This is a genomic window from Winogradskyella costae, from assembly GCF_013403865.1.
Classification (GTDB): domain Bacteria; phylum Bacteroidota; class Bacteroidia; order Flavobacteriales; family Flavobacteriaceae; genus Winogradskyella; species Winogradskyella costae.
The window spans coordinates 1,154,418-1,169,454 of sequence record NZ_JABFDK010000001.1 but is presented as its reverse complement, the minus strand read 5'-3'; the positions used below and the strand labels follow the sequence as shown (position 1 = coordinate 1,169,454).

The window sequence follows — 15,037 nt, the reverse complement described above, 5'->3', positions numbered from 1 at the left end:
TTATAATCTTAAAGGAAGTTTCTATAAAAATAGAATTTAGTATTTTCACGCAAAAAGTAGATAGATGTTAGAACTAGCCGGAATTATAATTCTTGGAATATTAGCGCAATGGGTGGCGTGGAAATTTAAAATACCAGCTATTTTACCTTTAATATTAATAGGATTATTGGTCGGTCCGATTGCAGCAGAATTTTTAAGTGAAGATAAAACTAAGTGGATAGAACCTATTTGGAATGGTACAAAAGGATTGTTTCCTGGTGATAGCTTGTACTACTTTGTATCACTGGCCATAAGTATTATTTTGTTTGAAGGAGGTTTAACTTTAAAACGATCCGAAATCAAAAATGTAGGTCCAGTAATTACCAAATTAATTACCGTTGGTTCTGCCATTACGTTCTTTGGTGCTGGTATTGTAGCGCGCTATACGTTTAATTTAAGTTGGGATTTATCATTTCTTTTTGCAGGCCTCATTATCGTTACAGGGCCAACTGTAATTACACCTATTTTGCGAAATATTCCACTTAAAAAAGATGTTTCAACTGTTTTAAAATGGGAAGGTATTCTTATTGATCCTATCGGAGCTTTAGTTGCCGTTTTAGTGTTTGAATTTATAAGTGTGGGAGGTGATAGTGGCTTCACTAAAACAGCTTTAATGGAATTTGGTAAAATTGTATTATTTGGTACCACATTTGGTTTTACGTTTGCGCATGCTTTAGCCTTTGCTATTAATAAAAAGCTAATTCCACATTATTTATTAAATGTTGTGTCGCTTTCAACCGTATTATTAGTGTTTGTAGAATCTGAATTATTTGCACATGAATCTGGCTTATTAGCAGTTGTAGTAATGGGAATGGTTTTAGGAAATAGTAAACTAGATAATCTTAAAGAACTATTATATTTTAAAGAATCATTGAGTGTTTTATTAATTTCAATTTTATTCATTCTTTTAGCGGCAAATATTGATATTGAAGACCTAATGCTACTGTACACATGGAATACAGCGATACTTTTTGCTATTGTGGTATTTATTATAAGACCTTTAGCGGTATTTGTAAGTACTCAGGGATCAAAACTAAATCTTAACGAAAAACTTTTTATAAGTTGGGTTGGACCTCGTGGTATTGTTGCAGCGGGTATTGCATCACTTTTTGGAAGTAAATTAATGCGACAAGGTGTTGAAGGTGCAGAATACATTACGCCTTTGGTATTTATGATTGTTTTGGGAACGGTTTTATTAAACGCAACCACAGCACGTCTATTTGCAAGATTGGTTGGTGTGTTTTTAACAAAATCTAATGGGATTTTAATTGTTGGGGCTTCTAAATTACCACGGTTATTAGGTCATTATTTAGAATCTAATGGAAGACACATTGTTTTAATTGATAGCAACCAGAATAATATAGATAAGGCTCACGAACTAGGTTTAGAAGCATTAAATACTAATATATATTCTGATACACTTTCTGATAATATTGAATTAAATGACGTAGGCTATATTATGGCAATGACAGGAAACTCTGATATAAATTCTTATGTTATTGAAAAGTTCGGCAAAGAATTTGGAGAAAATGGTTCCTATAGATTAGTAACTTCAGATGAAATGAATAACCTAGAAAACACTCCTAAAGAAGGCTTATTCTCTCCAACGGATGATTATATTAATTTAATGGAAGTAACGCGTAAGTATCCTGCAATTCAAGAAATTGATATAGTGGATGCAGTACATTACAAGAGCCTCTTAGAAATGGCGGGTAAGGATAAATACATGATTCCGTTATTTTTAAAGGACGATGATGGAGAACTTCATATTATTTCAGTTCAGAATAAAGAAGTCACTGATATAGGTCAAGATTTTAAATTGGTCTATTTAGGTAAACCTTTTGATGTGGAGAAAGTAGCTAATGAAGATTAGAGCCATTTACATTAGAGCCATTTACATTAGAGCCATTTACATTAGAGTCGAAGATTATTCATTAGATATTAATACAACCAATTCAACTTTTTTTTAACCCGTTTCGGCATATTCTGATTTTAAAAATAAATAGGTGGGTATATATTTACATCATCAATCTTAATCGAATCAGTTATGAAATCATTTTTATGTAGTTTTTTAATTTTAACTGTTACCTTAGGTTTTTCTCAAAATGTAAAAGGCACTATTACAGACGAGACTAATCAACCCTTACCATTTGCAAACATTATTATTTATCAAGAAGGTGTTAATGATCCGCTAACAGGATTGGTAAGTGACAATGCAGGTTATTATGAATTCAAAAACTTAGAACAAGGCAAGTACAGCCTTGAAATTTCTTCACTAGGTTTCCAAACAGAGAAAACCGAAGTTTTTACGCTAAGCACAGCAGACAAAATCTTCAATTTTACTCTTAAGGAAGAAGCACAAACTTTAGGAGAAGTTGTTATAAAATCTAAACGACCTGTTTTTAAACAAACCGCCGAAAAGCTCATCGTAGATCTCGAAAATTCTGAAATGATAAACACCAATCTAGAGGATGTAATGCGCAAAATCCCGGGTGTTTTGGTATCTAACAATGGTATTTCAATCGCTGGAAAATCGGGAGTAAAAATCTTAATTAATGGAAAAACAACCGAATACATGGATGTTGAAACCTTATTAAGAGATTTTCCTGCAGATAATATTTCTAGAATAGAACTTGTAGAGCAACCAGGAGCGGAATATGAAGCCTCTGGATCAGCTGCAATTATTAATATTATTTTAAAGAAAAATGTGCAGTTAGGCACCAATGGAAATGTAACTTCTTGGGTGGGTAAGGACGAAGGTTTTGAATGGGGTTCTGGTTTTTCTATGGCGAGTTTTAAGAACAAACTAAATTGGCAGACAAGTGTTAATTACTCGGAACCAACTTGGCGAGAAGATTTGTTTTTAGTGAGAACAGTTGGAACAGAAACTTACGACCAGGCAACAAGAGAACCTTACGATCCTCAAAATTTTTCAATTAGTGGAAATTTAGATTATTATTTAAGTGAACATCATTCTATTGGTTTGGGAGGACGATTTTATAAAAGAACATCGACAAGAACATCCAGTAGTAAAACCATTATTTCTGACGAAAGCAATACTGAAACCTTATTTTCTGAAAATTATTTTGATAGAGATCGTGCTAATTTTAATATCAATCCGTATTACGAGTATAAGACAGAAACCGATAAACTAGTTCTAGATTTTAATTATGTAGATTTTACAAACGATAATACAAATACACTTTCAGATGTTGCAGGTAGTACAGTTGCTTTTACAGATAGAAGGTACATACAAGAAGGAACATTCAACATAAAAACGTATCGAGTAGATTATACCAAAACATTCTCAGATAACCTAAAACTTAGTGCAGGCTCAAGATATGCAGATGTAGAAACAGACAATGATTTGCAAGCCTTAATAGATAACAGCGGAACATTTGATTTGGTGAATGAAGAAAGTAGCCGCTTTGTAATAGACGAAACCATATTTGCACTCTATTCTAAAATAAATGCTACAGTAGGAGCGTGGTCTTTTTCTGGAGGTTTGCGTTATGAAGATAGTAATACAGATGGAGCATCTACTTATTTAGATAGCGGAACTCTTGTTACAGAAGTGCAAAAAAGACCTATTAAAAAGTTATTTCCAAGTGCTTCAATAAGTAGAAAATTAACGGATGTTTTAGGAGCAAGTGTATCTTACAGTTATAGAATTCAAAGACCATCTTATAGCAGTTTAAATTCTTTTGCTACATTTTTAGATCCGTTTTCTGCAAATGAAGGCAACCAAAATTTAATACCATCTTACACTAATAATTATCAATTTAACCTAACCTATGATGGTCAACCCTTTTTTACAATTGGTTATAGTAAAACAGACGATGCTATTTTCAATTTAATAAAACAAGACAATACCACAGCACAGATTAGACAGCAAGTAGTGAATATTGAAAACAATGAAAATTGGAATTTTAGATTGTTTGCACCTGTAGATTTTACAGAAGGTTTAGAAGGTTACACAGGTATTATTGTTACCAATACAGATTTTGAATCCTCAACATTTAATGTCGATTTAGATAAATGGAATCTAATTTGGTTTTTACAAGCTAATTATGAATTGCCATGGGATATTAATTTTGAATTAAGCGGAAATTATGGAACAGGAGCTTTAGAAGGTCAAGTAGAAATAGATTGGTTCGCAGAATTAGACTTTTCATTTGGTAAAAAGTTTTTAGATGATAAATTGAAAGCGAATCTTGGTTTTAGTAAAATGCTTAACAGAGGTTACATTGGAAATATAGATTATGGTAATGGCCTTGCAGATGTAGAAAGTAATGGCTCTAGACAAAATATTCAATTGAGATTAGCCTACAGTTTTGGATCTAAATACGGGAAAAAGAAAAGTAGAAGCCAAACTTCTAGAGATGAAGAAAACAGAATTGAGGCTAATAATTAATCCATTAAAATGAATAACAAACTTAATAAATCAGATCTATTAGTATTAGCCGTTTATTTTGTTGTGTCTTATTTAATTCAAGGAAAGGCATATTATGAAAGAGGTGCGTTATTAAGAGAATACCTTTTAGATTTTCCAGCCGATTTAATTGCTATTTGTAGTGTAATCTTTTTATTTGTGTTTTGGTTAATTCCAAAATTTGTAAAAGAAAAGAAGTATTTCCTTTTTGCTTTTTTGGGGCTTATAATTTTAATTGTTATCACAGGAATAGAGTATACTATAGGATTCTGGTCTGGGCAAAATGATTGGAATAATTACCCAAAAGGATTAGATTTTGTTATAAATATGATCGATAGAGGAACTTTTCAAACAGCTTTTCCTTTTGCACTATTATTAACTAAAAAGTTTTACGAAGGGCAAAATGAATTTTTAAAAATAGAAAAACAGCAGAAAGAAAACGAACTTAAACTACTGCGTTCTCAATTAGATCCACATTTTTTATTTAACAATTTAAATACGTTAGATGCTTTAATAGATAGCAATCCAACAAGCGCAAAAGAGTATATAAATCGATTGTCTTTAATTTATAGGTATTTAATTAAAACAAAAGATGCTGAGGTCATGGAATTGTCTAAAGAAGTTAATTTTGCTGAAAATTATGTATTCTTAATTGAAACACGCTTTGCTAATGATTACCGTTTCAATATTGTTAATAATACGAGTTTAAACGATAAATTTATTCCAACAGGAGCATTACAAACACTCTTAGAGAATGTGGTAAAGCATAATAAAATGATAGATGGAAATACGATTGAAACGACCATTTTAATAGCCGAAGATTGGATAACAGTAACAAATACGAATACAAGCACAGGAATCAATCCGGAGTCTTTAGGAACAGGATTAATAAACTTAAAACAGAGGTATCAATTACTAAGCGATAAACAAATTCAAATCAGTGATACAGCTAAGAGCTATAAAATTATAATTCCTATTATTAAATTAAGTGATGAAAAATAAAACCATTAACATCTTAATTTTGGAAGACGAAATCCCAGCGTATCAAAAACTTATAGGGTGTTTACAAACATTTTTTTCTGAAGGTATAAAGCACGATTGGGCGCGCTCTATTAGTGAGGGAAAACTATTATTAAATGAAAAAACCTACGATTTTATATTGTCAGATATTCAATTATTAGATGGTATATCTTTCGATTTGTTTAATAGTGTTTCTATAGATTCACCTATTATTTTCTGTTCCGCACATGATGATTATTTGTTTGAAGCCTTTAACACTAATGGCATTGCTTATATTTTAAAACCCTACACACAAACAGATTTTAATAAAGCTATAGAAAAATACCAAGCCTTATTCCAACAAGGCGATTATAACGCTTTAAATCATTCAACACTAGATACTTTAAAGTTGGCTTTAAAAGAGGAAAACACCAATTATAAAAAGCGTTTTGTTATTAAAAAAACCAAAGGAATTCAGTTGTTAAATGCGGCTGATATTAGTGTTGTAGAAGCATCTGGAGATTTTTGTATCGCCACAGATTATGAAGGTAAAAGACATACCATTTCACAAAATATAAGTACTATTTACAGTCAATTAAACCCTAAAAAATATTTTAAAATTAATAGAAGCGAACTGGTTCATATCGATTTTATTGAGAATATAGAAAGCCATTTTAAAAACCGATTACTTATTAAAATGACGGGCTTAAAAGAGACTGTAATGACGAGTTCTTCTACAACAGCAGAGTTTAGAAAGTGGCTTGAGGAATAAAAAAATCCCTTTAAAAAAAGGGATTTCTGATGATATAAATAACATTTGCTTTCGCAGGAATTCGTTTAGTCGTTTAATTTTAAAACAGCCATAAAAGCTTGTTGTGGAATTTCAACATTACCAACTTGTCTCATACGTTTCTTTCCTTTTTTCTGCTTTTCAAGTAACTTACGTTTACGAGAAATATCACCACCATAACATTTTGCAGTTACATCTTTACGTAAGGCCTTTACAGTTTCTCTGGCAATGATTTTTGCTCCAATAGCTGCTTGAATAGGAATATCAAATTGTTGACGTGGAATTAATTCTTTCAACTTCTCACACATTTTTTTACCAATGTGGTGCGCGTTATCCGCGTGAATTAATGCAGAAAGTGCATCAACAGGCTGTGCATTTAATAACACATCTAAACGTACTAATTTTGATACTTTCATACCAATTGGTGAATAATCGAAAGAAGCATAACCTTTAGAAACCGTTTTTAAACGATCATAAAAATCGAAAACAATTTCTGCTAATGGCATTTCAAAAATCAACTCTACACGTTCTGTGGTTAAATAGGTTTGATTAACAATCATACCTCGTTTTTCAATACACAGGCTCATTACGTTACCTACAAAATCAGATTTTGTAATAATGGTGGCCTTAATAAACGGCTCTTCAACACGATTTACAGTTGTTGGCTCTGGTAAGTCACTTGGATTATTAACAATAAAAGCCTCATCTGGGTTTTTGTTTGTGTAAGCATGATAAGATACGTTAGGCACGGTTGTAATAACCGTCATATCAAACTCACGCTCTAAACGTTCTTGGATAATTTCCATGTGAAGCATGCCTAAGAATCCACAGCGGAAACCAAAACCTAACGCGGCAGAACTTTCTGGTTGAAATACCAAGGATGCATCATTAAGTTGTAGCTTTTCCATAGAGTTTCTCAACTCTTCGTAATCTTCAGTGTCTACAGGGTAAATACCTGCAAAAACCATTGGTTTTACGTCTTCAAAACCTTCAACAATATTAGTTGTTGGATTGGCGAAATCTGTAATGGTATCACCAACTTTAACTTCTTTTGCCGTTTTAATACCCGTAATTAAATACCCAACATCACCAGCTTTTACGCTTTGTTTGGCAACTTGAGTTAGTTTTAAGGTACCAACTTCATCTGCGAAATATTCTTTGTCCGTAGCTACGAATTTAATTTTCTGACCTTTTTTAATTTCACCATCAAAAACTCTAAAATAGGTTTCAATACCTCTAAACGTATTATAAACAGAATCGAAAATTAAAGCTTGTAAAGGGGCATTAACATCTCCTTTTGGAGCCGGAATACGTTCAATAATAGCTTTCAAGATATTCTCAACACCAAAACCTGTTTTTCCACTGGCATGAATGACTTCTTCAGGATCACAACCTAAAAGATCAACGATATCATCAGTAACTTCTTCTGGGTTTGCACTTGGTAAATCTACTTTGTTTAGCACAGGAATAATCTCTAAATCATTCTCTAAGGCTAAGTATAAGTTAGAGATAGTTTGAGCCTGTATACTCTGAGCGGCATCTACAATTAATAAAGCGCCTTCACAAGCAGCAATCGATCGCGATACTTCATAAGAAAAATCTACGTGTCCAGGAGTATCGATAAGGTTAAGTACATATTTTTCGCCTTCATACATATAATCCATTTGAATAGCGTGGGACTTAATAGTAATACCACGCTCACGTTCCAAGTCCATACTATCTAAAAGCTGAGCTTGTTGTTCGCGGGCAGTTACAGAACCTGTAGCATCTAATAAACGGTCTGCTAGAGTGCTTTTACCGTGGTCAATATGTGCAATAATGCAAAAATTACGAATATTTTTCATGTCTCTTTTCTAAGGCAATAAGTAATTGGCAAATATAATTGATTTCTTGTGCATTGACGTATCAAATTGAACAATAAAAACAGGACTAATTACGGAAAAACCACAGTATTATTTGAAAAACAATTTATACCTTGCAATCAAACAATTTTATGATAACACCTTTGCGCCTCTGTTTTTGTATATGTACATGTATGCTTTCTTCTGTGGTATTTGCTCAGGATTATTCTGTTACCGGTCGTGTTGTTGATGCTGATAGCAATCCCATTGAGTTTGCAAATGTTGTTATTTTAACCGAAGTTGAAGGTGATTATTTAAAAGGTACTTCAACCGACGATAATGGATTCTTTAGTTTAATTAATTTATCAGAAACAACATTTTACCTCAAAATAAGCTACTTAGGTTTTGAAGAGTTTCAACAAAAAATCATCCTAACAGGAGATTTAGATTTAAAAACCATTCAACTAAACGATATTCCCGAAAATTTAAATGAAGTCACTGTTATAGCCAAAAAACCAACTATAACACGTAAGCCAGATCGCTTAATTTTTAATGTAGAGAATACAGCATTAATAGAAGGTTCTACACTTAGCGTCTTAAAAAATACACCGGGCATTATAGTTTCAGAAGGCACTATTAATATTAAAAGTACACCAGCAATCGTTTATATTAATAATAGACGCGTACAATTAACTTCCGATGAACTCATTGCGCTATTGGAAAGTGCGCCAGCAAATAGTATTAAATCCGTTGAGGTGATAACAAATCCGCCTGCAAGCTATGATGCAGATTCTGGTGCTGTGATTAATATTATAATGAGTAGAAATATAGTAACAGGTTATAGAGGTAGTGTGTTTACAAATTATACACAAGGAGTTTTTCCTAGATATAACGGAGGAACGAGTCATTATTTTAAAAACAATAAATTCAACCTTAATCTTAATTACAGTTATACTAAGAATAAAATCAATAGAGACCAAGACGATACCGTGAATTTTTTAGATGACTCAAGAAATATTGAGGAAATCTGGAAATCTAATATCAATAGAAATACCTGGTCAGAAACACATAATCTTAATCTTAATTTTGATTATTATATTGATGATAAAAATACGTTGAGTTTAACAAGTACGGGTTTATACACTCCTTATTATAAGTATCAAATAAAAAATAACACGACTATTACGGATGAAAATTTAGTTTTTCAAGAGCGGTTTACGGCAGATAATTTATCTAGAGATAACAAGTACAATATTGGTACCGATTTAATTTTTAGACGCGATTTTGAAAATAGCGCCAACTTGACATTTAATGCACATTATACCATTTACGATTATAGTCGCGACCAAAATGTATTCACTAATAATTTTGATGTTAATAATCTGTTTAGTGGAGATTCTGAGTTTAACTCAATCTCTAATCAGAAAACAAATATTATAACAGGTAAAATAGACTATAGCTTACCAATTAATGAGACTTCTAGTTTTGGTGCCGGAGTAAAATATTCTAATGTCAATACTGATAGTGACATTACAAAATTAGATATTGTCGGAAACTCAGAAGTTATAGACGTTAATAACACAGATGCGTTTAGATATGATGAAGAAGTGTTTGCAGCCTATTCTAACTATGCTAAATCTTGGGACAAATGGGAATTAAATCTTGGCCTTAGAGTAGAGCAAAGTCATATTGAAGGTAACTCTTTATCCTTAACAGAAAGAAATACTCAAGATTATTTTGGTTGGTTTCCTAATGCCAGTTTATCGCATCAGCTTTTAAAAGAGGCGAACATATATGCAACATATAAACGCAGTATAACAAGGCCGAGTTATACGGACTTAAATCCATTTACATTTTTCTTAAACGAGAACACCGTTGTGTTGGGTAATCCTAATTTAGTGCCGACGTATAGAGATCATTATAAAATAGGAAGTAATTTTCTAGAGCACTTTACTGTGGAAGCGTATTATATGAATTATGATGGTGATATTGTAGAATTACCTCGCCAAAATAATCAAACGAATGAAGTCGCTTTTACACCAATAAATTTGGATAAAAAAGTGGAATATGGATTCGATTTTGTTTTTGATTATTATCCAACCAGTACTTGGAATCTCTATGCTGTAACCTCCTTTTATAATATTTCCGAAGAATCTAATTTTGGGGAAGGCTTTGTAACACAAGATCAATGGTCTAATTATAGTATTTTACATAATAGTTTCGCATTTTTAGAAGACCAAAGCTTACATGCTAGTCTAACATTTACTTGGATTGGTAAAAATTTACAACAATTTCAAACCGTTGAAGACCGATTGGTTTCAGAGTTGAGTCTATCAAAAACTGTTTTTAAGAAAAAAGGTGTTATTTCTCTAGCTGTTGAAGATTTCTTTAATCTACAAAACTATGAAACGTCAACACGTTATTTAAACCAGTCTAGCTCTGGTTTTGTAGATCTAGATAGTAGATATATTAAGTTAGGCTTCCGATATAAATTTGGTAACACAAAGCTTAATACTAATGAGCGTACTACAAGTGCTGAAGAGCGCGAAAGGCTTAAAGATTTAAACTAATCTTGCCATTCTGCGATAAACAAATTAGTATCACGTCCACCACCATTATTACGATTAGAAGAAAATACTAAATACTTACCGTCATTCGAAAACACAGGGAACGCATCAAAAGTTGTGCTATGCGTTACACGTTTTAAATTCTTTCCATCAATATCAATTAAGTATAAGTTGAAAGGAAAACCACGTTCAGATTCAAAATTAGAAGAGAATAAAATTTTCTCACCAGAAGGATGAAAAAACGGACTCCAATTCGCGTTGCCTAAATCCGTTAATTGACGTAAATCAGAACCATCTGCATTACAGATATACAATTCCATCTCCGTTGGTTGAACTAAGCCTTCAGCCAATAAATCTTTATATTCTTTAATCTCTTCTTCTGTTTTTGGACGTGATGAGCGAAAGATTAATTTCGTCCCATCTGGTGAAAAGAACGCTCCACCATCGTAACCTAATTCGTTAGTAATTTGCTTTACATCGGTGCCATCAATATTCATAGTATATAATTCTAAATCACCACTTCTAGTTGATGTAAATACAATTTTATCACCTTTTGGAGATACGGTTGGTTCAGCATCATAACCGACTTCATTCGTCAATTGTTTTACAATATTACCTTCTAAATCCGCAACAAAAATATCAAAGGTATCATAGATTGGCCAAATATACTTTCCGTTTTTTCTAAGTGGAGTATCAGGGCAAGCTTCGTCTCCAAGATGCGTAGAAGCGTAAATAATATGTTTGTTATCTGGCATAAAATACGAGCAGGTTGTTCTACCTTTTCCTGTACTCACCATAGGAGGAGCAATACTATCTGTAAACGTTTGGTTCGCATCCATGATGAACATTTGGTCACATTCAACTCCCCATTTTGTATTATTAGATTGAAAAACCAATTGTTTGTCATCAAAACTCCAATACGCTTCCGCATTATCTCCACCATAAGTGACTTGTCTTAGAGACTTAAAATGTACTTCTTCAGGGTAGATTAAAGAATCGTATTTTTTAGTCGCACCAGAAGTCGCTTCAGTGGTGTTGTTAGTATCGTTTTTACAAGACGAAAATGTAACGAGTAGAATTAAAATTGAGACGATTCTGTTCATAATTAAAGAATTATAATAAGTGGCTTTTATTACCTAATTTTGTGCAAAAGTAAGATTTATAGATGAAATAAGCCACGAAATATCGCTGATATGTGATTCAGTGGTAGTTGGCAAAACAAGCTTCTCGAATAAATCAAAAAATAGAATTCGAAATGAAAAAAGCACTAATTTTATTAGCAATAGCGGGATTTATATCTTGTAAAAACGAACCTAAAGTTGCTGAAAATAATATTAAAGACGATGTTGCATATTTAGCTGATGATAAACTAGAAGGTCGCCAAACCGGAACACAAGGAGAAGTCTTAGCTTCAGAATATCTTATAGAGCGTTTTAAAGCTATTGGAGTACAACCAAAAGGAACGGAGGGGTATTTGCAATCCTTTTCTTTTAAGCCTAAAACAGATCCGCATAGTGAAGTAGAATTTACAACGAATGCAGATAGTACAATTACAGGACATAATGTTATTGGCTTTATAGACAATAATGCTAAAACTACAATTGTTATTGGTGCACATTACGATCATTTAGGTTATGGTGGAGAAGGATCTTTATTTCGCGGTGAAGAAAAAGCAATACATAATGGAGCAGATGATAATGCAAGTGGAGTTGCGGTAATGTTGAATTTGGCTAGTCGATTAAAAGTAAAAAATGACCAGGCTGAAATTAAAGACACAAACAATTATTTATTCATGGCATTTTCAGGGGAAGAAATGGGCTTATTAGGCTCTAATTACTTTTCTAAAAACCCAACTATTGATGCTGCATCTATTAACTATATGATTAATATGGATATGGTTGGTAGAATGAAAGCGGATAGCACTTTGGCTGTTTATGGCACAGGAACGTCTCCGATGTTTAAGCAAACTTTGAAGTCTAATAATGATAAATTCAAAATTGTAGAAAACGAAAGTGGAGTAGGGCCTAGCGATCACACATCTTTTTACTTAATAGACATTCCTGTATTACATTTCTTTACGGGTCAGCATGAAGATTACCACAAACCAGGTGATGATTCGGATAAATTGAATTATGACGGCATGAATTTAATTTCAGATTACATCTACGATATTATTAACGATTTGGATGATAATGGAGAATTAGCGTTTCGTAAGACAAAGAATGAAAGTGAAGAAACACCACGTTTTAAAGTCGGACTGGGAGTTGTACCAGATTATTTATACGATGGAAAAGGCATGCGAATCGATGGTACGCGAGAAGATACCCCTGCATACGCTGCTGGTTTACAAAAAGGTGATGTCGTTCTTAAATTAGGAGATAGCACTATTACAGATATGATGAGTTATATGCGCGCCTTATCTGTTTTTGATAATGGTGATAAAGCTGATATTACCGTAAAACGTGGAGAAGAAACCATTGACACTAAGGTGCAGTTTTAGCGGCACGCTATTTAATTAAAGACCAGTAGTTCGTTATTAAATATAGAAAAGCCTTTACATTATGTAGAGGCTTTTCTATACTGTAAAGTACAATATGACATTAATATAAACAGAAATTAAATACCAAATATTTCGGCATCTACTCTAAATATTGTGCTTACTGTAATATCGTGAGTTTCGTTAATGGTCTCGTCGGTGATGGTAGTAACACGTAGGTTATAATTATCTTTTTTAATAAACTCCTTCAATTCTTCATCCAAAACATCTAATTCTAAAGTGCTTAAATCATTGTTTTCCAAATCATAAACATTTGCAATTTCAACTTCATCAATGCCTTCTGCTTCAATATAAACATGGACTTCCTTTAAAAAATTAAAATTACCATCATCAGGAGCATTGAGTGTAAGTCTTAGTTGTTTCAGTTTTATACTCTCTATTAAATTTTCTCGTGTGTTATTACTTTCAAATGAAGCGTCAGAATTTGTTGTAATATCTGGTGTAATAAGATCAAATGGAATGTTAATAATTGTTGTTGGTGGGATAGAAAAATTAATTTCATAATCTAAATCAAATTTGGTTAACTCATCAATTGCATCACAACTTGAAAGTGCAATGAGCATTACAAAAGCTATACATAGGTTCTTTTTCATGTTAAAATTTTGATTTAAAGATACAGCATTAAGATTTAAAGCGTTTAAGGTATATTTTAGGAAACAATAAATAATGACTAATAAAATCCTTAATTTTGCACTAAAATCATAACTCTTGGTTAAAATAGGCGACATAGAATTACCAGACTTTCCATTGCTTTTAGCACCTATGGAAGACGTCAGCGATCCTCCATTTAGAGCACTTTGCAAGGAGCAGGGAGCAGATGTGGTGTATACAGAGTTTGTTTCTAGTGAAGGTTTAATTCGTAATGCAGCAAAAAGCGTTATGAAATTAGATATTTACGAAAAAGAACGGCCTGTTGGTATCCAAATTTTTGGTGCCAATATGGAAAGTATGTTGCAAACTATTGATATCGTTGAAAAATCGAATCCAGATATTATTGATATCAATTTTGGTTGTCCGGTTAAAAAAGTCGTATCAAAAGGCGCAGGAGCAGGTATCTTAAAAGATATCTGTTTAATGGAGCAATTGACTGCCGAAATGGTAAAGCGTACTAATTTGCCAGTCACTGTGAAAACTAGACTAGGTTGGGACCACGATTCTATTAAAATTGTAGAGGTTGCAGAACGTTTACAAGATGTAGGCTGTAAGGCTATATCTATTCATGGTAGAACAAGGGCACAAATGTATAAAGGTGATGCCGATTGGAAACCTATTGCTGCGGTGAAGAATAATCCACGTATGCATATTCCTGTATTTGGAAATGGAGACATCGATACACCTGAAAAAGCGATGTTAATGCGCGATTCTTATGGATTAGATGGTGCTATGATTGGACGCGCATCTATAGGTAATCCATGGTTTTTTAAACAAGTCAAGCACTTTTTTGAAACTGGTGAACATTTAGGACCAATCTCATTGGCTGAACGTGTGGATGCTGCCAGACGTCATCTTCAAATGGCCATAGATTGGAAAGGAGAAACCTTAGGTGTTTTTGAAACTAGAAGACATTACACTAACTACTTTAGAGGCATTCCACATTTTAAAGAATACCGAATGAAAATGGTGACTAGCGATGATTCTAAAGACGTATTTGCAGCTTTTGATGAGGTATTGGATGTGTTTTCTGATTATCAGTTTGTTTAACAAAGCTTAAGCACCAAGCCACAAAAACTAAATTCCAAAAAAGGGAACTCTAGTTATTATCTACTATCTTTTTTTTCTTTGCGGATCTCTGTGTCAACTCTGCGATGCTCA

General features: G+C 32.8%; 10 protein-coding genes. 7 read left to right on the top strand and 3 right to left on the bottom strand.

Going from position 1 to position 15,037, the window contains the following annotated elements; genetic code table 11:
- Positions 1–64 precede the first annotated feature (64 nt).
- The 4 genes from HM986_RS04980 (at position 65) to HM986_RS04965 (ending at position 6,242) form a co-directional block, all read left to right on the top strand.
- Positions 65–1,912 (top strand): cation:proton antiporter, encoded by a 1,848-nt coding sequence (locus HM986_RS04980; RefSeq protein WP_179333951.1) that lies wholly within the window; start codon positions 65–67, stop codon positions 1,910–1,912.
- A 174-nt stretch (positions 1,913–2,086) separates the two neighbouring features.
- Complete coding sequence (locus HM986_RS04975; protein WP_218841393.1) at positions 2,087–4,453, top strand: outer membrane beta-barrel protein; 2,367 nt, start codon at positions 2,087–2,089, stop codon at positions 4,451–4,453.
- A gap of 9 nt (positions 4,454–4,462) precedes the next feature.
- Positions 4,463–5,473: a sensor histidine kinase gene (locus tag HM986_RS04970; protein WP_179333950.1), complete on the top strand. Its 1,011-nt coding sequence runs from the start codon at positions 4,463–4,465 to the stop codon at positions 5,471–5,473.
- The gene (locus HM986_RS04965) at positions 5,463–6,242 is read left to right on the top strand and encodes a LytR/AlgR family response regulator transcription factor (RefSeq protein WP_179333949.1); all 780 of its coding nucleotides are present in this window, start codon (positions 5,463–5,465) and stop codon (positions 6,240–6,242) included. The genes HM986_RS04970 and HM986_RS04965 overlap by 11 nt, the downstream gene beginning before the upstream one ends.
- A 65-nt stretch (positions 6,243–6,307) precedes the next feature.
- Here the strand turns inward: HM986_RS04965 and lepA are convergent, their stop codons facing one another.
- Positions 6,308–8,104, bottom strand: a complete 1,797-nt coding sequence (gene lepA / locus HM986_RS04960) for a translation elongation factor 4 (RefSeq protein ID WP_179333948.1) — start codon at positions 8,102–8,104, stop codon at positions 6,308–6,310.
- Between the two features lie 149 nt (positions 8,105–8,253).
- On the opposite strand from lepA, the gene HM986_RS04955 reads away from it, so the two are divergent.
- The gene (locus HM986_RS04955) at positions 8,254–10,671 is read left to right on the top strand and encodes a TonB-dependent receptor domain-containing protein (protein ID WP_179333947.1); all 2,418 of its coding nucleotides are present in this window, start codon (positions 8,254–8,256) and stop codon (positions 10,669–10,671) included.
- On the opposite strand, the gene HM986_RS04950 is transcribed toward HM986_RS04955, so the two are convergent.
- Positions 10,668–11,771, bottom strand: coding sequence for a TolB family protein (locus HM986_RS04950; RefSeq protein ID WP_179333946.1), 1,104 nt, complete (start codon positions 11,769–11,771; stop codon positions 10,668–10,670). The genes HM986_RS04955 and HM986_RS04950 overlap by 4 nt on opposite strands.
- Before the next feature lie 152 nt (positions 11,772–11,923).
- Here HM986_RS04950 and HM986_RS04945 point away from each other — a divergent pair, with 152 nt between their 5' ends.
- The gene (locus HM986_RS04945; RefSeq protein WP_179333945.1) at positions 11,924–13,168 is read left to right on the top strand and encodes a M28 family peptidase; all 1,245 of its coding nucleotides are present in this window, start codon (positions 11,924–11,926) and stop codon (positions 13,166–13,168) included.
- 116 nt (positions 13,169–13,284) lie between these two features.
- On the opposite strand, the gene HM986_RS04940 is transcribed toward HM986_RS04945, so the two are convergent.
- Positions 13,285–13,818: a hypothetical protein gene (locus HM986_RS04940; RefSeq protein ID WP_179333944.1), complete on the bottom strand. Its 534-nt coding sequence runs from the start codon at positions 13,816–13,818 to the stop codon at positions 13,285–13,287.
- Between the two features lie 115 nt (positions 13,819–13,933).
- On the opposite strand from HM986_RS04940, the gene dusB reads away from it, so the two are divergent.
- On the top strand, positions 13,934–14,926 hold the full coding sequence (gene dusB / locus HM986_RS04935) for a tRNA dihydrouridine synthase DusB (RefSeq protein WP_179333943.1): 993 nt from the start codon (positions 13,934–13,936) through the stop codon (positions 14,924–14,926).
- Positions 14,927–15,037 lie beyond the last annotated feature (111 nt).

Coding starts and splice junctions, on each gene's coding strand:
- HM986_RS04980 (WP_179333951.1), top strand. CDS start 65: ATGTTAGAACTAGCCGGAATTATAATTCTTGGAATATTAGCGCAATGG.
- HM986_RS04975 (WP_218841393.1), top strand. CDS start 2,087: ATGAAATCATTTTTATGTAGTTTTTTAATTTTAACTGTTACCTTAGGT.
- HM986_RS04970 (WP_179333950.1), top strand. CDS start 4,463: ATGAATAACAAACTTAATAAATCAGATCTATTAGTATTAGCCGTTTAT.
- HM986_RS04965 (WP_179333949.1), top strand. CDS start 5,463: ATGAAAAATAAAACCATTAACATCTTAATTTTGGAAGACGAAATCCCA.
- lepA (WP_179333948.1), bottom strand. CDS start 8,104: ATGAAAAATATTCGTAATTTTTGCATTATTGCACATATTGACCACGGT.
- HM986_RS04955 (WP_179333947.1), top strand. CDS start 8,254: ATGATAACACCTTTGCGCCTCTGTTTTTGTATATGTACATGTATGCTT.
- HM986_RS04950 (WP_179333946.1), bottom strand. CDS start 11,771: ATGAACAGAATCGTCTCAATTTTAATTCTACTCGTTACATTTTCGTCT.
- HM986_RS04945 (WP_179333945.1), top strand. CDS start 11,924: ATGAAAAAAGCACTAATTTTATTAGCAATAGCGGGATTTATATCTTGT.
- HM986_RS04940 (WP_179333944.1), bottom strand. CDS start 13,818: ATGAAAAAGAACCTATGTATAGCTTTTGTAATGCTCATTGCACTTTCA.